This window comes from uncultured Umboniibacter sp. (genome assembly GCF_947497555.1).
Classification (GTDB): domain Bacteria; phylum Pseudomonadota; class Gammaproteobacteria; order Pseudomonadales; family DSM-25080; genus Umboniibacter.
This window is the reverse complement of record NZ_CANMGY010000001.1, coordinates 12,637-32,353: the sequence shown is the minus strand read 5'-3', so window position 1 is coordinate 32,353 and position 19,717 is coordinate 12,637. Positions and strand designations below refer to the sequence as shown.

Genomic DNA, 19,717 nt, shown 5'->3' with positions numbered 1-19,717 from the left:
ACGCGAACTCACAGAGCGGGATACGAAAACTGTTTAACGGAGGCATCGCGCTCACATTCGTGACGATAAAGAATCCAATGAAAAAGGGTAAAACCATGAATAAACTAATGCTTTCAGCGTTAATCGGAGCCGTAATGTTCGGCTGCTCAAATGAACAGTCGACAGAGAGTGGTATCGCGATGATGCCGGCCTATGAAGGCGACGCAACAATTTGGCCCGTTATCGAGTCGCCCATTCAGCAAGATTCTGACATGGAGGCTCGAATCACCGACATCATTAGTAAGATGTCACTTGAGCACAAGGTGGGGCAAATGGTCCAAGGCGAACTGCGTCATGTTCGTCCAGAACACGTCCTTAAATATCGCCTAGGTAGTGTATTGAATGGGGGCGGTTCGCATCCCAATGGTGAACGCTATTCTACCATTGATGATTGGTTAGATATTGCTGATGGCTACTATGAGGCCTCGATGATCGAAGACGGCCTAGACCATGAACCTATCCCCATAATTTGGGGTACGGACGCGGTACATGGTCATAACAACGTAGTGGGAGCAGTGCTCTTCCCACATAACTTTGGCTTAGGTGCTGCGGGCAATCCAGAGCTCATGAGCGGCATCGGCAGGGCAACGGCACGGCAGGTCATTGCCACAGGTATTGATTGGACATTTGCACCAACTGTTGCGGTGGCAATGGACTATCGTTGGGGTCGAAGCTATGAGTCCTACGGACAAAACCCGGAAATGGTCCGCGATTATGCCTATGAAATGGTCGCTGCAATTCAAGGTGAAACCGATGAAGAGCGCTTCCAAGATGGTCGAATTATCTCCACTGTGAAACATTACGTAGGCGACGGTGGAACCACTCAAGGTATTGATCAGGGCGAAACGACTATAACCGAAGACGAGTTGTTCAACATTCATGCTCAGGGTTATATCGGTGGGTTAGAGGCTGGTGCGCAGTCCGTTATGGCGTCATTTAATAGCTGGAATGGTGAGAAGCTTCACGGGCATTACTACATGCTAACAACGGTTCTTAAAGAGCGAATGGGTTTCGACGGCTTCATTGTTGGCGACTGGAACGGTCACGGTCAGATTCCAGGTTGTACTAATGCTCACTGTGCCGAAGCCATTAATGCCGGCGTGGATGTGATCATGGTGCCTGATGATTGGGAAGCATTCCTTCTTAACACTATTGATGACGTGAATAATGGGCGAATTAGTCACGAACGCATTGACGATGCGGTGCGACGGATTCTCCGAGTAAAAATGCGTGCAGGTCTTTTCGATACGGTTAAACCGTCCGAACGCTATTTGGCCGGCAGCGAAGATGCTCTGTGGGGCGATGATGTGCGCGAACTGTCCCGTGATGCGGTAAGACAGAGTTTGGTGTTGCTCAAAAATAATGACTCGGCACTGCCTCTCGTTGCCGGCGAACGTATTCTGGTAGTGGGTAATGCTGCCCAGGATCTTTCGCGTCAGGTAGGTGGTTGGTCGATTACTTGGCAGGGTACGGAAACTTCGGAGGTCGACTTCCCGAACGCCACCAAAATTTCCGATGCGTTAGTCGCTTTTGGTGCAGTTCGCGGAAGTGAAGTGGTCGTTACAGACAGTATTAGTGACGCCGAGGGCGATTTCGATAAGATTGTAGTGATCTTTGGTGAGACAGCTTATGCCGAGTTTAATGGTGATCGAATGCATATCGCCTACAGTGAGATGGAAAGTGATTCCTTAGCGTTACTTAACGAAGCAAAAGCGACGGGCATACCGGTCGCATCGGTGTTCATCTCGGGGCGTCCGATGTGGACCAATCCAGAGATCAATGCCAGTGATGCATTTGTTGCCGCATGGCTACCTGGTTCGGAGGGGCAGGGTGTTGCCGACGTGCTTTGGGGAGATTTCGACTTCACCGGTCGCCTACCGGGCTCATGGCCGCTATCAAGTGAAGGTGAAGCGCTTGAACTCGGTGCTGGCGGAAGCTATGAATCTACAGTAGCGCCGATTACTCAGGCATTAACGGAGTCCTATAATATTCAGTCGAATACCGGCGGAATCGCGGTATTCGTTGGTGCACCGGGTGAGCACATCACCATTGAGCAGCGCAACACAATAGTGAATGTTGAGGACCGATTGGTGCAGGAGGATGCGCGGAGAGTCGACTTCAATTCAGAAGATTCTCAGCTTGCGTTCAGCTTTGGTGAGGCAACGAACCTAACGGGTTTTCGTCGCTATGATGCCCGTGTGGCGTTTGCACTCAAGGTCAACGAAGCGCCTTCTGATGCTGCGCTCACCTTGAGCATCGAATCACAGATGAATGACTATCCATTGGATGCAACGGGGATGCTGGAGACTAACCAAGGAGACTGGGTTGAGTGGTCCGTTCCGTTGTTCTGTATCGCGCCAGATGTTTCTAGCCTGTCTAGTACTTCGGCTCCTTTTGTCATAACGGCTAGTGAAGGCGTAAGTGTATCCTTGGCGAATGTTCGCTGGGAATATGCTGAGGCTCAAGACTATGACTGCGCCAACACCTGGGCAGGCGATAATCACCGTGAGCCGATATTAACTCCACGCTAATCTTACCGAGATTCATTTACTTCCTTTTTCAGTGGGGCGAATGCCCCACTTTTTTTGTCCGCAAACTCCATACTTCGGTTGCAGTTAACTTGAGCAGTTGGTAATTTACTCAAATAATTACAATAAAATTTGCGGAGATTCGGGCCCGGTATGGACCAAGTTCTTTTTAATTTACATGACGTTGCGCTCTTTATTACGATGTACACCTGTATATCGTTTTCCGTATTTTTGTTATTTGTCAGAATGAGTTCCAATGGTCGAGCTCGCTATAAATTTCTCGCTGCTTTTTTAATCGCCTCAGCCTGTGTGCCGCTTGATAACTTGATTATTTTCGGTGAGGCATTTCGTGAGGCTGCCATTAATTTCTCGCCGCATATTTTCCATGTTTTTGGAACCGCCTATTGGGTAGAGGCCGTGTTTCTACTCCTGTTTGTTCGAGCGCTTATCTACCGCGAGTTTAAATTTAGACGCTACGATGGGTTACTCTTTCTACCACTCGTTTTCTTTGTAGCGTATCAATCAAACATTTGGTTTGCGCTAGGTTATGATGAAAAGATGGCCATTTTGCAGGGTTATGATCTTGCGGATGAACCTACCTACGTTTATTTGATTAACCTCTTTCGGGAAGTCTTTCGTGCGGGCTGTATTGTCTGGGCACTATGGGAAATTCGTAACTATCACCGAGAAATTCAACAGCAATATGCTGATGTGGCTCGTTTAGATCTCACTTGGCTAACCTACTTGCTGGTGGGTTTTCTACTCATTCGCGTTGAAAGTGTTTTCGTTACTTTGGCTTTCACAACGAATTTTGTCTTTGGTGCGAGTCTTGATTTTGAATCGATGGGGCTCTTCTCTAATTGGGTGAACATGCTTTTAGTCTCGGCGTTAGGGATTTTCACTCTCTGGCGGAGTGATGCCCTCATGGGAGTTTCTGATTTAGGGGCACGAGAGAACATAGAGACTGATAATGCTGCTTCAGACGAATCTGTGCGCCAAGAAATGAAAGTTGAGGCAGATCGCCTAGAGATGTTCATGAGCGAAGCAAAGCCACATTTGAATCACCTGTTAAATATTGAGACCTTGGCGAAGCAGCTTGAAGTGTCTCCGCGAGCCCTGTCACAACTCATTAATCGCTACTACGAGTGTAATTTTTTCGAGTTTGTGAATCGTTATCGCATTGAAGAGTGCCGCAGTTTGTTGGAGGATGAATCGCAACTTCACTTGACGATGTTGGACGTCATGGGTTCTGCTGGATTTAACAGTAAAGCGACGTTCAATACCTTCTTTAAAAAGGTGATTGGCAAGACTCCTTCTCAGTACCGCAAAGATTTTCATGGTGAAGCTACAGAAGCGCTCGCTCACTAGCTTGATGAAGCTGTAGCTCTCTACCACCCCCGCATTTTCGATGGCCTTTTAAGCGCTAGTCGTTAAGAATTTTCGTTTTTCTTTCAACTCGCTCAGCTTTATTTGGCTTGGGCTACCGATACCTAAAGTTTAACTTTATCCACTACTTGATCTAGCTCTAGCCCTTATTGTGACTAACTCTAGATCGCTTCGATAGAAAAATAGGTGATATGTCTATTAGTTCAATCAAACGCATTGTTGAAAGTTGAACGTTCAAATAATCGTCCTACAGCAAAGAAGAACGACTTCGCTATGGATAATCAAATAGCTTAGGAGCAACAACATGATAAGTATAACAATTGTTTGCACTGGGGACTTTCCTATGAAGAATTTCAAACGAGCTCGTGGGCACGGTAATCCGTTCCAGCTATCTCTTTTAACTGCTGCTATCGCCGGTATCGCAAGCGGCGCTATTGCTCAGGACACCACTAACGAAGAACAGGTTGAGAATAACAACGAGGTAATGGAAGAGGTTGTTGTTTCCGGTGTTCGTCGTGATTTACTGAATGCTCAAGCCATCAAACGTGACTCGGCAACTTTCGTTGATGCCATTTCTGCAGAGGATGCTGGTCGTCTTCCAGATAGATCGGTTATTGAAGCCATCTCCCGCCTACCGGGTGTAGCCATGGGGCGCTTTGAAGGCGCTGATGACCCCGATCACTTTGGTGTGGAAGGGTCAGGTGTTGTTATTCGTGGTTTAACTCACGTCCGTTCAGAGTTCAACGGCCGTGACGCTTTTAAAGTGAACGGTGGTCGAGGATTAAGTTTCCAAGATGTCCCACCTGAGTTAATGGCGAATGTACAAGTTTTTAAGAATTCCACGGCCGATATGATCGAAGGTGGTATTTCAGGTACCGTTAACTTGGTGACCCGTAAGCCACTAGATAACGATGAAACCGTTGTCGCATTTTCACTAGACTCTACCTATGCAGACTTTATCGAGGAATCAACACCTAGTTACTCGGGTTTGTTTAGCAGTACGTGGGAGAGCGATATTGGTACCTTTGGTCTATTGGTAAACTACTCCAAATCGGAATTAAAGGCGCAATCGGATGGTATGCAGGTTGGTATTTACAACCTACAGAATAATCAGGTGAATGGCGAAGATGTTTATGTGCCTCGAGGTGCAGCAATCCGTCGTAAGCAAGATGATCGTGAGCGTACCGGAGGAGCATTAGTACTGCAGTGGGAGTCTCCCGATGAGGCAATTGTTGCAACGGCAGAATATTTGCATTCTGACTCAAAGCTAGCGTGGACTGAGTACGGCATGGAAATGGATGACGGCGCCGATCGTGATCTTTACCCTGTAGCCGGTTCAGATTTTAGCTTTGATAATCAAGGTTATTTCGAAAGCGGCGTGATTACCTCGGAGGCAGGATGGCGTGGTAACGATGCGGATCGCCAACCTGGCGGTCGTTTTGGCATGCAGCACAACATGGTTAGTCGCTGGCGCGAGAACGAAGGCATTATCGATGACTATTCATTCAATTTGATTCTTCGGCCAACCGCTAACCTAGAAATCTCTGGTGATCTTCAGTATGTTGAGGCGGAAACTAACACCTTCGACTTTCAGATGATGGGCGGCGCTCGATCAGTCGTCGGGCTAGACGTTTCGGGTTCAGGGCTTCCGACCATTGACATCTTCGATCCAGCTTACGATGGCGGTGCGATCCAAGAGGACTACCTTAGCGATCCCCGCAATAATTTCCATCGCTCTGCGATGGATCACGTGGAAGATAACGACGGCACCGAGTTTGCGAGTCGACTAGATTTAACCTACAGCTTCGATAGTGGCTTCGTTACGGCGGTAAAGGTCGGGGCACGTACTTCTAAACGTGAACAGACGGTTCGCTATTCAACCTACAACTGGGGTGTATTATCCGAAGCATGGACTGGCAGTGGTAACACCTGGTACGACGATGCGGCTGGCGCTTCCGTAGGCTATGATCAAAACAGCTTCGATAACTTCGGTCGTGGTGGCGTACTAAATATCCAAGGCGGTGACGGACTACTGTTTCCGGATATGGATACGGTGATGCAGTATCCAGATGTTTCGGCAGTACTGGCGCTAAGCCAAGGCTGGGCGCCATTGAATCAACGCGACGGCGTAGAGGGTTATTTCCTCCCAACGGAAATTAATGAGCAGGAAGAAATGAAGAATGCGGCCTATGTTCGCATGGACTTCGCCACCACGCTAGGCGGAATGGAGCTTGACGGTAACCTAGGTCTTCGTTATATAGAAATTGAAACCGATACCAAAGGTTTCCTCTCTTACCCTGATTTCGTCGCGGACCCAAATGATCCCAATGACCCATTGAATTTCCTTGATGCAGATCAAGCAGCCTTTGGCGATGGTACTACCGCTGAGAATGTGGCTACCGGTGACTACAGTGGTGTTCTGCCAAGCTTGAATATGAAGCTAAGTGTGACCGACGATAGTTTGGTTCGCTTCGGCCTATCTAAGGCAATTGCTTTGCCAGACTTAGATCAGCTGTCAAACCATGTCTCAGTTTGGGGTGATGATCTACGTGTCGTGTTAGATCCAAATACGCCTCCAGGGCAGCCACCAGTGCCTGTCAGTGCGAAGTTTGAGCGTTTCCTTGGCGATGCCGGTAACCCGTTCCTCAAACCAATGGAATCGATTAACTACGATCTTTCTTACGAATGGTATTTTGCTGATGACGGCAACGCGACGGCCTCTTTGTTCTACAAAGACCTTAGCAATTACTTCATCAACGGAACCGTTCCTCGTACCATGACCAATAATGGGTCAACTCAGGTGGTGCAAATCTCAGCACCAACGAATGGCGAGAGTGGCAAGATCTATGGCTTCGAATTGAACTATCAGCAATTCTACGATTGGTTGCCAGGGGTGTTCGGTGGGTTGGGGATGAGCGTTAACTACGCGAATATCCAAGACAAAGGTTCACCAAATGGCGGTGCCGATACGGCCTTTGATGATCTGCCATTGGAGGGCTTATCAGAGCACAACTTCAACGTAGCCATGATGTATGAAAAGTATGATTTCTCCGGCCGATTGGCTTATAACTGGCGTTCCGAGTACTTGCTGACGTCACGGGATGTAATTACCACATTGCCAATTTATAACGCCGATATGGGTTATCTTGATGCCTCGTTGTTCTACGATATTAGTGAGAACTTCCAAGTGGGTGTTCAGGCTACCAACCTGTTGGATACCGCAGTGGAAACAAAGATGCAAATCAACCAAGAGGGTGATTTGAGAACGCGTTCGTGGTTCGTTAACGATCGTCGTTACTCTTTCGTTTTCCGCGCTACATTCTAATCGGCACCCAATACCCCCTAGCCCCAACCATGGGCTAGGGGGTATTATTTTTTATAAAGCAGTTGGGTTGTCGCGATGAATAAAAAATATAAAGTAGTAATCCTAGGTGGAGGCACTGCAGGTTGGATGACCGCCGCAGCGCTTATTAAGCTTCTGCCGTCTGAAACACATCAAGTTACGCTAATCGAATCGGCCGATATTGGCACGGTGGGGGTTGGCGAAGCCACTATTCCTCATCTGCGCTATTTCAATAAGCGATTAGGTATCGACGAGACCAGTTTTCTCAGCGCTACCCATGCAACGTTTAAACTCGGTATTGAATTTGTTAATTGGTCTAGGGTGGGCGAATCATATATTCACCCCTTCTCTGATTATGGGTCGTCCTATGAGGGCGTAGACTTTCATCAGCTTTGGCTAGCACACAGCAAAAATCAAAACGCAGCAGACCTAAGCCGCTACTCCTTGGCGGTAAAGATGGCCGAGGCCAACCGCTTTGCTTACCCGTCTGCTGATTTCTCCGATATACGATCGGAGTATTCCTATGCCTACCATATTGATGCCTCTGCCTACGCAAAGTTCTTACGAGAATTTTCTGAACCGCTGGGCGTTGAGCGTATAGAGGGTAAGGTTGATCGTTTGGGAATTCACCCCGGTTCTGGGGATATTCAAGCACTCTACGTAAACGGGCAGCGTGTAGATGCTGATCTTGTAATTGATTGCTCGGGCTTCCGCAGCCTCATCTTGGGTGGTGCGTTGAAGGTAGAGTATGACGATTGGAGCCACTGGCTACCCTGTGATTCCGCCTGGGCGGTACCGTCAACGAGTAATGACAAGTTAAAGCCCTATACTCGGGCCATTGCCCGAACTGCCGGTTGGCAGTGGGAGATTCCGCTTCAGCATCGAGCTGGCAACGGTATGGTGTATTCATCAGCCTTTATCTCTCCTGACGAGGCGTGCGACGAGCTATTAGCGAACCTGCACAGCGAAGTACTGGCGGAGCCTAAGACGCTGCGCTTTGTCACTGGCAAGCGCAAGCAAACCTGGGCCAATAATTGCGTTGCGATTGGCTTGTCGAGTGGCTTTCTTGAGCCGCTAGAATCTACCAGTATCTATCTTATTCAAGCGGCCATTATGAAGTTGCTGGAATTGTTTCCATCACGAGGTCACGAGACACTGCTGCGCGACGAGTTCAATCGGTCGATGAACCTTGAAATGGAGCGAATTCGCGATTTCTTGATCTTGCATTACTGTGCGACAGAGCGTGAAGATTCAGAGTTCTGGCGTTACGTTAAGAATATGTCACTGCCGACGGACTTGGTTGAACGAATTCGTCTTTATAAGGCCACGGGGCATGTGCTTCACTACGATACTGGGCTATTCCTAAAGCCGAGTTGGGTAGCCGTGTACACGGGGCAAAATATCATCCCGAGCCGCCTAGACCCGCAAAGCCAATTACTCGATGCGGGCAAGACTCAAGCGTGGCTCAGCGGTTTGTCACAGCAAATCGATAGCTTAGTGTCGTCCTGTGGCTCCCATGAGCAGGCGCTTAAGGAACTGGCCGGTGGATCCGATACCGCAAGGTTCAGCCTGTATGGGAGAGAGATTGCATGATGAAGCCAGATATCCATATTGTTAATGCCACCGCTTCGAGTGAGCGAAATGCTCTGGCGCTGATGGCAGCAGCATGGCTTATTAATGCAGAGCCTCACACCCGAGTGAAGGTATCTATTCAGCCCGCCACGGACGATGAGACGCTAGTGCTCGGGGTAAACTGCCTGCTATTGCTGCAGCAGCTGGGAATCGATCTCGCAGTGTTAGGGGGACACTTCTCCTATGGTTGGGTTATTGACACAGATAACGGCCAGCCAACAAAGTCCATAGGGTCTAGTTCATCATTACCACGTTTTTTCGGAGCGCCATTGCATCAGTTTACGGCGGAGTCCAGCGAACGTTTGCCGAAGCTTAAGTTTGCCAATCAGCTAATGCAGCGAGCGGGTCCGCTCCAGCAGCCAGTGATTTCCAGAGAATCGGCATCTATCTGGTCGTCGGTGGATCCGATGCTAGTTGTCCCAGCGGCGAAATTTGTGCAACTGCTCAGCACACGATTAAAGACTTTAGCTGCCCGTTTTGGCTACGACGAGGTGGCTGGGGTCAGTTTGAACGCTGCTACTACAGTGGTGGATGTTTCGCTATTGCCGGACTCAGTAATGGCTACACCGGTCACCACACTTAAGCCCCAGCTTCAGCTATCACGGCACGACAGAAGCGTATGCACAGCGGGTGCCGCTGCCGATAAAGTAACGTTGACCCATGATGGCTACGACATCACCCGCGCAGGCGGTAACGAGCGCTGCTGCTATCGAACCACCTTGGTTGAACAGCCCGAGCGAGTTTGGACTGCTGGTGTGTTGCGGGTTGGCCAAGCCGGCGGCTGCTGTGTTGGACCATTATTTGTTGAGTCTGAAATGATACTTGCCGAGCTATCACTATGGCGAAGTTTTCGCGGTGACCGAGCCATGATGTCCGTGCTCAGTGAGGCCTGCAATCGTCAGCTGATGAACTTGCGAAATTACTTTAGTAGCTTTGCCAAGCTACCGCTATCAGCTAGCTTGCAAACCCCTCTCGGGTTGCAGCTTCGAACGTTTTTTAGCGCTACGGGTGAACTTCCGACTATGGAAAATTGCCCAATAGCTATGGACAGCTGGATGAGTGTATTAGCGGACGGTGTTGGCTTTAACGGGCCGCAAAGCCCTGAGGCAGCGCTAGTGCCAGACGCCGCTATTGGCAAGGTATTAACTAACATTGAAACACATATAGCTCGGCAGTTTAGCTGAGAGCAAACCCTAGTTGGGAGTGATAAAAATAATGAATAATTCCATTGAACGCGTGGTGATTGTAGGTGGCGGAAGCGCTGGTTGGATGACAGCAGCGGCCCTCGCAAAGGTATTGGATACCAAGCAAACGACTGTGACACTCATTGAGTCAGGTGAAATTGGCACCGTTTCCGTGGGCGAGGCAACGATTCCTCAGATTCAACTGTTTAACCAGATTTTGGGTATCGATGAGGATGAGTTTGTTCGCGAGACCTGCGCGACCTTTAAATTGGGTATTGAGTTCCAAAATTGGCGTAACACCAATCACCGCTATATGCATCCCTTTGGCGTGCATGGCACCGTTATGGATGCTATCCCCTTCCATCACTTTTGGCTGAAGATGCAGGGTAATACCAGCGTGCCACCGTTAGATGAATATTCGCTTGCGACCGTTGCCGCTCGCCAGGGTAAGTTCATGCGGCCGCAGCGTAACGCGGGTAATTCACCGCTATCGCAGATTAACTATGCGTTTCACTTTGACGCCACTCTCTATGCTAAGTACTTACGCAAATTAGCGGAACGAGGCGGGGTTCGGCGCATTGACGCTAAGGTTGACGAGGTACTGCTGCGTGCAGATAACGGGCACATTGATGCGGTTCGCCTAGACAGCGGCGAGCTCATAGATGGCGACCTTTTCATTGATTGCACTGGCTTTAAAGGCTTACTTATTGAGGGTGCACTCAAGACTGGCTTTGAGGATTGGAGTGAGTGGCTGCCCTGCGATAGAGCGGTGGCCATGCCATGTACCACCAACGAAGAGCCAAAGCCCTACACGGTTTCCGAGGCTCAATCGGCGGGCTGGACTTGGCGTATTCCCCTGCAACATCGCATCGGTAACGGCTACGTTTATCCTAGTAAGTTTGTCTCTGATGATGAAGCCGTTGGGCTACTAAGAAGCAAACTCACGGGTGACGCATTGGCGGAGCCCAACTTCCTGCGCTGGATTACCGGTACGCGGAAGAAAATTTGGAATAAGAACTGTGTAGCGATTGGCTTGTCAGCAGGCTTTATTGAGCCGCTGGAGAGTACCGGGTTGCACATGATTCAGGCCACCATTGCGAAGCTACTGGGGTTCTTCCCTTCCAAGGAATTTAGCGACGTTGATAGGGATACCTTCAACCGCCAACTCAAACTGGATAACGAACGTATTCGTGACTTTATCATCTTGCACTATAAAGTAACGGATCGTGATGATTCTGAGTTTTGGCGCTATTGCAAAGGCATGAAGGTACCAAGCTTTCTGGAAGAAAAGATGGCCTTGTATCAGTCCAATGGCCGAGTTTACCGCCAGGATCAGGAGCTATTTAATGAAACCTCTTGGTTGGCGGTAATGCAGGGTCAGGGATTGGCCTCGCGAGGCTATCATCCATTAGTGAATACTCATACGGACGAGGAAGTCCTGCGCCGTTTGTCCCACATTAAGCGAGTGATTGATGACTCGGTATCCGTGATGCCGTCACAGCAGCGCTTTATTGATGATCACTGCAAGGCAAACTTGCCTGAGCGAATAGCCGCTACGGTTTAAATTGACCTAATGATGTCATCGCGGTGATCTTGTGTCGCCGCGAAGCGAGTCAATGGCTGTAACAATCAATAATGGTCAGCTACTTCTGAGAATTAGCTTTATTAGCTGAAACGTCTACGAGGGAACCCGACACATACTTATGGATAATACTAGCGATAAGGGTTTGGTAGGGCATTCCTTCCTGAAGCGAACGCGATTGGATTGCCTGTAAATCACGAGATGAAATGCGGATATTAATACGTTTATCTTTCTTAAAGGTATTCTCCGCTGCCTGCTCAAGATCGGCTAAACGCTCGGCGGAAAGCTTGGATTGAAATTCACCCGCTTCTAAAGCCTCAACGAGAATCTGCTCTTCGCTGCTTAGTTTTAAATCTTTCATGGCGTTTGACTTCCGAGGTACCTTTTCGTGAGTTTGCGACTTGGAATGATGGTCTTCAAAAAGATCTCGTCCTGAGTTTCTACATAGGGTCCGTAATACACATAATCACTCATGGCTACGATGAACACCTGCCGGTTTGCATAACTGTCTGAGTTCCGGTGTTCCAGATCATCTAGTAGCCACCATTTCCCAAAAAGAACAGTATTTCTTCGAATGAAACTCCTCTCTCGTCCAAGAGTATCTAATTCTCTGTAGGACTCAAATTGAATATTTTTATAGGAAATTAATAGCACTTTTAGGTGTGCTTTTTGTCATCAGGGTCGAGGGCGCTCGTGTTTCTGCGAAATGCGTAACAAGGACTATCATCATGATTTCAATAGGCCTAGTTTGTCTCTCCCCCAAACAGCTAGATAAAAAAGCCCCTCTAAAAGAGGGGCAATAGGAATACACCTTTAAGGGAAGGCTATGTTAAAAGCTATACTCGGCCATCAGCGCTACCGTGCGCGGGGCACCGTAGAAGCCGCTCTTAGTTATAGTTTGGTTGTTTTTCGTTCATTCATTCTGTAGCCTGATGTACCGCTTGGTTTCACCGCTAGAGCACAGCCGTTTGTAATATATCCACGACATTATGTAATGTTTACTTGACATGTAAGGTATTCTTTACATAATGTAATACATGCCTAACACAAAAGGGCATTAAAACGGCCATAAGGCCTACCATAGTGTTATGAAAAGGATGAAGTTATGAAAATTATGAAGCTAATCAACAGATGTAAAAGTAAGGGTATGGATCGTCAGACTCAGATCTCGGTAGCCATGGCAGTGTTTGTCATCATGATGTCAATGCAAGCTTAATCAAGTCTAATGCATCGCCTTAGCCTTAGCCTTAGCCTTAGCCTAAAGCCTGTTAACCCCAGGCAATACTTACCGCCAAGCATAGCGGCGTCACATTAGCCGCTATGACATTGGCTGCCATCAGTTGTGGCTGAGAGTCAATCTCCGCACCCAATTTCAGAACCCCGCGATAGGTAATAAGCGTTAAGCCAATGGGTACAAGGCTAATCACTGCCAGGGGTGGGATAAGCTGCAGACTTACCAGCGCCACCACTAAACTCGCTGCGCTCAGGCTGAAGATCGCGAACACCCGATTACTGACTTCAACTCCATAGCGAATAGGGAAGGTGGCTCGTCCCGAGGCTCGGTCCGCAGTAATGTCAGGGTATTGGTTTATGAGTAGCAGGTTGTTTAACAGCAGGACGGGAATCAAGCTCAGCCACCACACCAAAGCGTTTGCTTCACCCGCTAACACCCAGTGAGTTCCCACCACCATCAACACCCCAAAACCCAAGCCTGGGGCAACTAAGCAGAACCACGGTAGCCGGTTTAAAATGGTGGTATAAGTAAGTACTAACACGGCAGCTACGGCCGTAACGGCGAGGGTTTGCATGGCAGCCGTTAGCGCAAAATAAACGCCGATGACTAAGGTTATAGCCAGGCAGGCTACGCCGGACGCCAATACGATTGATGCCGCTTCGGGGTTGCTAGGTAATGCGCCACTGCCACCACTAAACGGAGTGCGCTGTGTTTGTAAGTCCAAGCCACTCTTAAAGTCATGGTATTCATTTAGGGCGTTCACACTCATATGAGCGCAGAGGCAGCCCAGTAGTATTAGCGCCACTTGCAGGGTGTTGAGGGTAGCGCCGCTAGCGGAGGCGGTGCTAACACCTAAAAATACACAGATGGGCGTTAACACTAAAAATGGTGGCCGAAAGGTTTGTACTACGGTGGCAATCGTCATGAAGCTTAACCCTCAATAACCGGATAGTGGGCGGGGCCCCATACCTCACCGGCGTGGGACATCATAATGGAGATGACACAGGGCACCAGCTCACTAAGGAGTGCGCAGGCGTCGCGAAGTTGATCTCGGTTCACGGCGCTGTTCCAGGTGGCACCACCGTGGAGGATCTGATTGCGCAGGGTATAGAGCCTCGTCATCACAATCTGCAATACGGTGGCTGCGTCCTGCCGACCTAGCGCCGTATTCGCGGCTTGGTTTGCTCGCTCGAATTGTTCCAACCAGCCGGTTTCCATGGGCTCACCCATCTGTGCCTCCCAAAAGGGGCGAAACACAAACTTATTGCCCAACAGCACCCGAATGGCATTGGGGTAGTGTGTCCAGAGCACGCGGTGGAGCAACTGATGGCTGTCGTGGCCCACTAGACGACTGATGAAGCCGGAGAATTGTTCGGTCTCGGTGACCCGATACTCCGAGGTGCTGTTGTAGGCGTAGGCGGAATTAAAGGCAATCCAGAGGAATACAAACTGGGCGTCCAGATCATCCTGCTCGTGCAGGGAGCGATGCAGCCAACTTAGGGCGCGATGAATACGCAGGCCAATATCCTGATTGAAGCTATCGCGGTGATCACGCTGATATTCTTTGAGTAGTTCGTAGGTTGGAAAATCCATTTTCATCGCCCTTTGAAATGCTTTTATAAAGTGTACCTGCCAATTGCTGCGTGGTCATTAGTTGGTGAGGAATTTGGCGAATAGGGTTTACTTACTACCTAAAAGGGTAGGGGCAAAGCAAGCTCACAAACTACCAGTTCGGGTAGTTGCGTTACCCGACTAAACGAATCCCTGCTTTTTCACGAGGACTTAACATGACAAGGTAGGGTGACTAACCCCCCGTGTACAAACCCATTCAGTCAGGCTAATCTAACTCTTGATCACTGCACCAACGGTGCACACCCCAAAAGGGTGAAAACTAATAAACGGGAATTGCTATGAAAAATTTTGGTATTAAACCAATTGCTCTGGCCTTAGGCGCCGTGGTGTTGGTAAGTGCTTGCACGTCAAATGACAAGGCGGCTGCACCGAGTCACAACCACTCGAACAGCTTGTTAACCGAGCTACCCAATCCGCCTTCGGCTGAGATGCGTGAGCATGAATTCACTCATCATGGCATTACCGTATCCGACCCATGGAACTGGATTCGCGATCAGGACTATCCCACGGTAGATGATCAGGATGTACTCGGTTATCTCAACGAAGAAAATGCCTACTTTCAAAGCTGGTTAAGTGCGAACACCGCGCTGTCGGATACGCTCTTTGACGAGTTTAAAGGGCGCATCGATGAGTCTGAATCGTCCGTGCCCTGGGTGTCCAACGGCTTTGAGTACTCGTGGGTATTCGAAGAGGGCGATGAGTATCGTACCTACCTACGTAAAGACTTAAGCGATCCCGAGGCTGAGCCGGAAGTCATCCTTGATCAGCCTGAGCTGGCCGCATCTCACGAGTACTTCGTGCTAGGTGGCTACAGCATTTCAAAGGATAACCGTTACATTGCTTATTCGTTCGATACCTCGGGCGATGAACGCTATACCGTTAAGGTCAAAGACATTAGTACTGGCGAGTACCTTGATGACACCATTACGGATACCAACGGCGGCGCCGAATTTATGAAAGACGGTTCGTTGGTGTACGGTGCACTGGAAGAGGGTAAATGGCGCACCGAATCAATCAACCGCTATAACCTGAACACCAATGAAAGCAGCGTATTGCTGGCCGAAGACGACGACAGCTTCTTCCTTGGCTTCGGTTCGACGTCCGATGGCGAGTACCTGCTGTTGGGATCGGGCATGGGTACCGTTTCCGAGTATTTCGCGCTGTCACAAACGGATCTAAGTGCTGAGCCTAGGTTGTTCGCGTCACGCGATGAGGGCTTCTCGTACTCCGTTGATCATGCCCACGGCAAGTTTTGGATCTTGGCCAATGACCAGCACGTGAACTTCCGCTTAGCGAAGGTAGATGACCAAAACCCAAGTTACGCCGAATGGGAAACCGTTCGGGCAGGGAGTGACTCGGTATACCTAAGAAGCATGCAAACCTTTAATGATTTTGTTGCCGTGAAGGAATCCGTTGAGGGCTTAGAGCAAATTACCGTGCTTAGCTACAACGGCGAATTACACCAGGTGGCATTTCCTGAGCAAGTGTTTACGGCCTCCATTGGCAACAATCCCGAGTTTACTCAAAGCCATCTTCGCTTGAGCTATAGCTCGATGATTACGCCGTCAACCGTTTACGATTACGCCGTAGCGGAGCAAGTGCTTGAGACGCGCAAGGTCACGAATATTCCCTCGGGATACGACAAAACCCGTTACGATACTCAGCGCGTGATGATTACCGCCCGCGACGGTGCGCAAGTGCCGGTGACCATGGTGTACCTCAAAGGCACTGAGTTAGACGGCAGTAACCCGCTGCACCTATACGGTTACGGAGCCTATGGCTCGGGCATGTCGCCGCGTTTTTCCAGTGTTAACTTGTCATTGGTTGATCGCGGAGTGATTTACGCGTTAGCACACGTTCGCGGCGGCGATGAAATGGGCTATCAATGGTATCTCGACGGCAAGCTGGAGCAACGAACTAACACCTTCAACGATTTCGTTGATGTGGCGAATAGTCTGGTTGAGCTGAATTACACCAGCGCAGGAAACATCAGCGCCTCGGGCCGGTCAGCCGGCGGCGAGCTAATGGGTGCGGTAACGATTCAAGCTCCGGAGTTGTGGAGTGGGGTGGTACTGGGCGTACCGTTTGTGGATGTGCTCAACACTATGTTGGATGCAACCTTGCCACTCACACCCCCTGAGTGGAGTGAGTGGGGTAACCCGATTGAAGATAAGGCTGCCTTTGAGCTGCTTCAGAGCTACTCGCCCTACGATAATATTACCGCACGTGAGTACCCATCAATGTTGGTTACTGGTGGTTTGAATGATCCACGGGTGACCTACTGGGAGCCGGCGAAATGGACGGCGGCAATGCGTCACTACAAAACCGACGATAACCTGTTGATGATGCGGATGAACATGGGCGCGGGTCACTTTGCTAATAGCGGACGCTACGGCCGACTTCGCGATCGTGCGGAGGAATATACCTTCATCTTGATGTCGCACGGTATTGCGCAGTAGCTTAAATTGTATTGCGGCGCAGCTTAAAAGCGCGCCGCCAACCACTGAGAAATCTTGCTGAGTACTGCTGGGCTAATCGTCTGCTCTATGGAAGCGTATTCATCATTGGCGCCGGTTTCAGCTGTTTGAAACATGTGGTTCAAGCCACTGATAATCTCGCTTTCAACATGTGCCTGAGCTGGGTTGATGGCCGCAACAATACCCGCCACGTTCGGCTCGGCCGGAACTTGAGAATCCTTGGATCCATTCAGGATCAGCGCTTCACCAGTAAACTGCTGCCAGTAGGGAAGTGGGTTTTGCTGTAGTAGTTCATAGAGTGAATCGCTTTCTGCCGCCCCAATACTAAGAGTGCCCGAGTTGGTATTCACCCAGCGGCCCACTACCTCGGCTTCGGTTCCCGCTAAACCTTCATACATGGCTAAGGCCTTTTGCTTGCGCGCTTCACCGGAGGGCGTGGCGAGGATCATCTGATAAAAACGCTGGCTGAAACCAAGCAGGATGTCCGTCTCGGCCTGCGTAGCACCCTTGGCGGCAGGCTCGGTTTGATCCTGAAGTAATAGAATGTCTAATACGGACATACCGGGTCCAGCGAGTGAGATGATCCCCTGAACCGGTTGCGCTGATGCTGCCATCACCGATACCAGGCTGCCCTCGCTGTGCCCCAAGAGGATGATATTGTCGGCATCAACGCGCGGATGAGCCGTGAGGAATTGTAGCGCTGCCTCGGCGTCTGCCACAAAGTCAGCGAGCGTAGCCGTTTGAAAATCACCACTCGATTTGTAGATCCCGCGCTTATCCGAACGCAGCACAATGTAGCCCTGACGCGTTAAATAATCGGCGATGACAGCAAACGGTCGATGACCCCCGAAGTAGGAATCGCGGTGATTAGGACCCGACCCCGCAATGAGCATAATCGCAGGATGCTTGGCGCTGCCTTGGGGTAAAGTCATTGTTCCCGATAACCACACGTCGTCCTGGACGTTGTGATAGCGGACCGCTTGGTTCAGATAGTCTTCGCTATGGCTAGGCGTTTGTGGGCGCTCTACTTCCGGTAGCGCAGGAACTTTGTCTAACTCTAACTCAAAGGCACTGCTGCCCTGGTTGAAGTCGGCACTGATGTGTTGCTGATCCGCACTGACTTCACCCACAACCGTGATGGGCGCGCCGGCTAGCTGAAGATGAAAGGTGTTGGCTTCAACCGCCACCGTGGCAACGGGCATATAGCGAACGCCCTGATCTAGGCTTGCTACATTACCGCCCCAGCTACCGTCGGCCTTTTGAAATACCTCAATGCCGATGTTGAGGGTGGGGCCATCTGGGATGGCCATGGCACCTAGCCAAGACCCTTGAATATCTTGAATCGTAGTTTGAGCGATAGCGCTGCAGCTAAGCGTGGCGGCTGCCAATAGTTTAGCGAATGTATTAAGTGTGCATTTCATAACAATTTCCTGTGTTAGTTACCTTGTATTGCTAGGTACCCTACAACAAAAGAATCATACATAGCAATACAAGGTATGATTTATTGCGATGTGTAAAATTGAGCTGAATGTGCTGTTCCATTGGTTTATAGGAGCTTGAGAGCTCTTAAATCCGGTTTTTTGTTATTTTTCGATAATAGAATTGCAACCCGATGTACAGTTTAATACTATGTATAAATAGCGAGTCAATGAAGGGAATTCCAACCATGGAGTCCGAACAAATTATAGATAGATGGGTGCCGCAGTTTCGTAAGGGGCTGTTGGAATTCATCATTCTGCTGAAGCTACAGCAAGGTGATATTTACGGTTACGAACTTGCCGTGGAGATTAAGAAGCTCACCTCCATTGAGGTGGCAGAGGGCACTTTGTATCCGTTGCTTAACCGTTTAAAACGGGATGGTTTAGTCACGTCGGAGTGGAAAACGGCCGAGGTGGGATCGCCGCGTAAGTACTATGAGATCACCGAGCTTGGTAAAGAGACGCTCGGCAAGATGAAAACTACGTGGACCCAGACTCACAACTCAATTCTTAATATGGTAATGCAATCATGAATACGGCTTTTCCCATCAACAGCAACACTGCACAGCAGGTTTGGCGTAATTTTGATCGCGAGCTAGTGCATAAATTGAAGCCGCTTCCCGAGAGTGAACGTGAAGATATTCGCATGGAGATTCTGAGTCACCTCTACGACTCGGCCTTCAGCTTTGCCCCGGCGTTGGCGGAGGGTGAGGTTGCACCCAGTGAAGAGGAGAAGTTGATTGACGCGATAAGTCGGTTGGGTTCGCCGGATGAATACTTAGCTCCGCTCATTGAAGATATTTTGCTGAATCAGAAGGTGTCCAAGGGTAACCCATTTGCCATTTTGAAGAGCCTGAGGAACGGTGCCGGCAAGGGTGCGGTGCAAGGGTTTACGACGCTAGTGCTTGGCTTTGGCTACTTTTGGGTGATCATGGTCTTAATTATGTCAGCGATGCACCTGGTTAATCCGGACGTGGGAGTGTGGCTGTATCCAAGTGGTGATATGGCACTGTCCTTCGAAGCGCAACCCGGCGCTACCCAATGGTTGCCGCAGTGGTTTAGCTTAATTGGTTTGGTAGCAGGTTTAACAGGCTATTGGTTGCTGAATAAGGTGTTGGGCTTGGTGATTACCAAGTTCAAAGCCTAGTTACTGAGTAGTGTTATGAAGAGCCACCCAAATGGGTGGTTTTTTTTGCGTGTAA

Annotated in this window: 13 protein-coding genes; 9 read left to right on the top strand and 4 right to left on the bottom strand. The window is 49.5% G+C overall.

Translation table 11 applies throughout. The annotated features are described in order from the left end of the window. Positions 1-95 precede the first annotated feature (95 nt). The 6 genes from Q0698_RS00110 to Q0698_RS00085 all read left to right on the top strand — a co-directional run bounded on the left by Q0698_RS00110 (position 96) and on the right by Q0698_RS00085 (position 11,676). Entirely contained in the window at positions 96-2,570 is a 2,475-nt protein-coding gene (locus Q0698_RS00110; RefSeq protein ID WP_298632541.1) for a glycoside hydrolase family 3 protein, read from the top strand. Between the two features lie 150 nt (positions 2,571-2,720). Further along, positions 2,721-3,935, top strand: a complete 1,215-nt coding sequence (locus Q0698_RS00105; RefSeq protein WP_298632539.1) for a helix-turn-helix domain-containing protein — start codon at positions 2,721-2,723, stop codon at positions 3,933-3,935. 361 nt (positions 3,936-4,296) lie between these two features. Further along, entirely contained in the window at positions 4,297-7,278 is a 2,982-nt protein-coding gene (locus Q0698_RS00100; RefSeq protein WP_298632537.1) for a TonB-dependent receptor, read from the top strand. Between the two features lie 75 nt (positions 7,279-7,353). Next, the gene (locus Q0698_RS00095; protein ID WP_298632536.1) at positions 7,354-8,889 is read left to right on the top strand and encodes a tryptophan halogenase family protein; all 1,536 of its coding nucleotides are present in this window, start codon (positions 7,354-7,356) and stop codon (positions 8,887-8,889) included. After that, on the top strand, positions 8,886-10,112 hold the full coding sequence (locus tag Q0698_RS00090) for a hypothetical protein (protein ID WP_298632535.1): 1,227 nt from the start codon (positions 8,886-8,888) through the stop codon (positions 10,110-10,112). Before Q0698_RS00095 ends, Q0698_RS00090 begins: the two co-directional genes overlap by 4 nt. Before the next feature lie 31 nt (positions 10,113-10,143). Continuing rightward, the gene (locus tag Q0698_RS00085; RefSeq protein ID WP_298632533.1) at positions 10,144-11,676 is read left to right on the top strand and encodes a tryptophan halogenase family protein; all 1,533 of its coding nucleotides are present in this window, start codon (positions 10,144-10,146) and stop codon (positions 11,674-11,676) included. Positions 11,677-11,755: 79 nt separating this feature from the next. Here the strand turns inward: Q0698_RS00085 and Q0698_RS00080 are convergent, their stop codons facing one another. The 3 genes from Q0698_RS00080 to Q0698_RS00070 all read right to left on the bottom strand — a co-directional run bounded on the left by Q0698_RS00080 (position 11,756) and on the right by Q0698_RS00070 (position 14,521). Then, positions 11,756-12,055 carry a hypothetical protein gene (locus Q0698_RS00080; RefSeq protein ID WP_298632531.1) on the bottom strand — a complete coding sequence of 100 codons (300 nt, stop codon included), beginning with the start codon at positions 12,053-12,055 and terminating at the stop codon, positions 11,756-11,758. A gap of 907 nt (positions 12,056-12,962) precedes the next feature. After that, positions 12,963-13,853 carry a prenyltransferase gene (locus tag Q0698_RS00075; protein WP_298632529.1) on the bottom strand — a complete coding sequence of 297 codons (891 nt, stop codon included), beginning with the start codon at positions 13,851-13,853 and terminating at the stop codon, positions 12,963-12,965. 5 nt (positions 13,854-13,858) lie between these two features. Then, entirely contained in the window at positions 13,859-14,521 is a 663-nt protein-coding gene (locus Q0698_RS00070) for a HEPN domain-containing protein (protein WP_298632527.1), read from the bottom strand. Between the two features lie 317 nt (positions 14,522-14,838). Between Q0698_RS00070 and Q0698_RS00065 the strand changes: the two genes are divergently transcribed. Further along, the gene (locus Q0698_RS00065) at positions 14,839-17,019 is read left to right on the top strand and encodes a S9 family peptidase (protein WP_298632526.1); all 2,181 of its coding nucleotides are present in this window, start codon (positions 14,839-14,841) and stop codon (positions 17,017-17,019) included. Between the two features lie 23 nt (positions 17,020-17,042). Here Q0698_RS00065 and Q0698_RS00060 read toward each other — a convergent pair whose 3' ends face one another. Continuing rightward, the gene (locus tag Q0698_RS00060; RefSeq protein ID WP_298632524.1) at positions 17,043-18,458 is read right to left on the bottom strand and encodes an alpha/beta fold hydrolase; all 1,416 of its coding nucleotides are present in this window, start codon (positions 18,456-18,458) and stop codon (positions 17,043-17,045) included. A gap of 245 nt (positions 18,459-18,703) precedes the next feature. Between Q0698_RS00060 and Q0698_RS00055 the strand changes: the two genes are divergently transcribed. Then, the gene (locus tag Q0698_RS00055; RefSeq protein WP_298632522.1) at positions 18,704-19,048 is read left to right on the top strand and encodes a PadR family transcriptional regulator; all 345 of its coding nucleotides are present in this window, start codon (positions 18,704-18,706) and stop codon (positions 19,046-19,048) included. Further along, a complete protein-coding gene (locus Q0698_RS00050; RefSeq protein WP_298632520.1) occupies positions 19,045-19,662 on the top strand; it encodes a hypothetical protein in 618 nt (205 codons plus the stop codon). Before Q0698_RS00055 ends, Q0698_RS00050 begins: the two co-directional genes overlap by 4 nt. Positions 19,663-19,717 lie beyond the last annotated feature (55 nt).

Bases quoted from the DNA above. Each gene is read 5' to 3' on its own strand.
- Q0698_RS00110 (WP_298632541.1), top strand. From the start codon at position 96: ATGAATAAACTAATGCTTTCAGCGTTAATCGGAGCCGTAATGTTCGGC.
- Q0698_RS00105 (WP_298632539.1), top strand. From the start codon at position 2,721: ATGGACCAAGTTCTTTTTAATTTACATGACGTTGCGCTCTTTATTACG.
- Q0698_RS00100 (WP_298632537.1), top strand. From the start codon at position 4,297: ATGAAGAATTTCAAACGAGCTCGTGGGCACGGTAATCCGTTCCAGCTA.
- Q0698_RS00095 (WP_298632536.1), top strand. From the start codon at position 7,354: ATGAATAAAAAATATAAAGTAGTAATCCTAGGTGGAGGCACTGCAGGT.
- Q0698_RS00090 (WP_298632535.1), top strand. From the start codon at position 8,886: ATGATGAAGCCAGATATCCATATTGTTAATGCCACCGCTTCGAGTGAG.
- Q0698_RS00085 (WP_298632533.1), top strand. From the start codon at position 10,144: ATGAATAATTCCATTGAACGCGTGGTGATTGTAGGTGGCGGAAGCGCT.
- Q0698_RS00080 (WP_298632531.1), bottom strand. From the start codon at position 12,055: ATGAAAGATTTAAAACTAAGCAGCGAAGAGCAGATTCTCGTTGAGGCT.
- Q0698_RS00075 (WP_298632529.1), bottom strand. From the start codon at position 13,853: ATGACGATTGCCACCGTAGTACAAACCTTTCGGCCACCATTTTTAGTG.
- Q0698_RS00070 (WP_298632527.1), bottom strand. From the start codon at position 14,521: ATGGATTTTCCAACCTACGAACTACTCAAAGAATATCAGCGTGATCAC.
- Q0698_RS00065 (WP_298632526.1), top strand. From the start codon at position 14,839: ATGAAAAATTTTGGTATTAAACCAATTGCTCTGGCCTTAGGCGCCGTG.
- Q0698_RS00060 (WP_298632524.1), bottom strand. From the start codon at position 18,458: ATGAAATGCACACTTAATACATTCGCTAAACTATTGGCAGCCGCCACG.
- Q0698_RS00055 (WP_298632522.1), top strand. From the start codon at position 18,704: ATGGAGTCCGAACAAATTATAGATAGATGGGTGCCGCAGTTTCGTAAG.
- Q0698_RS00050 (WP_298632520.1), top strand. From the start codon at position 19,045: ATGAATACGGCTTTTCCCATCAACAGCAACACTGCACAGCAGGTTTGG.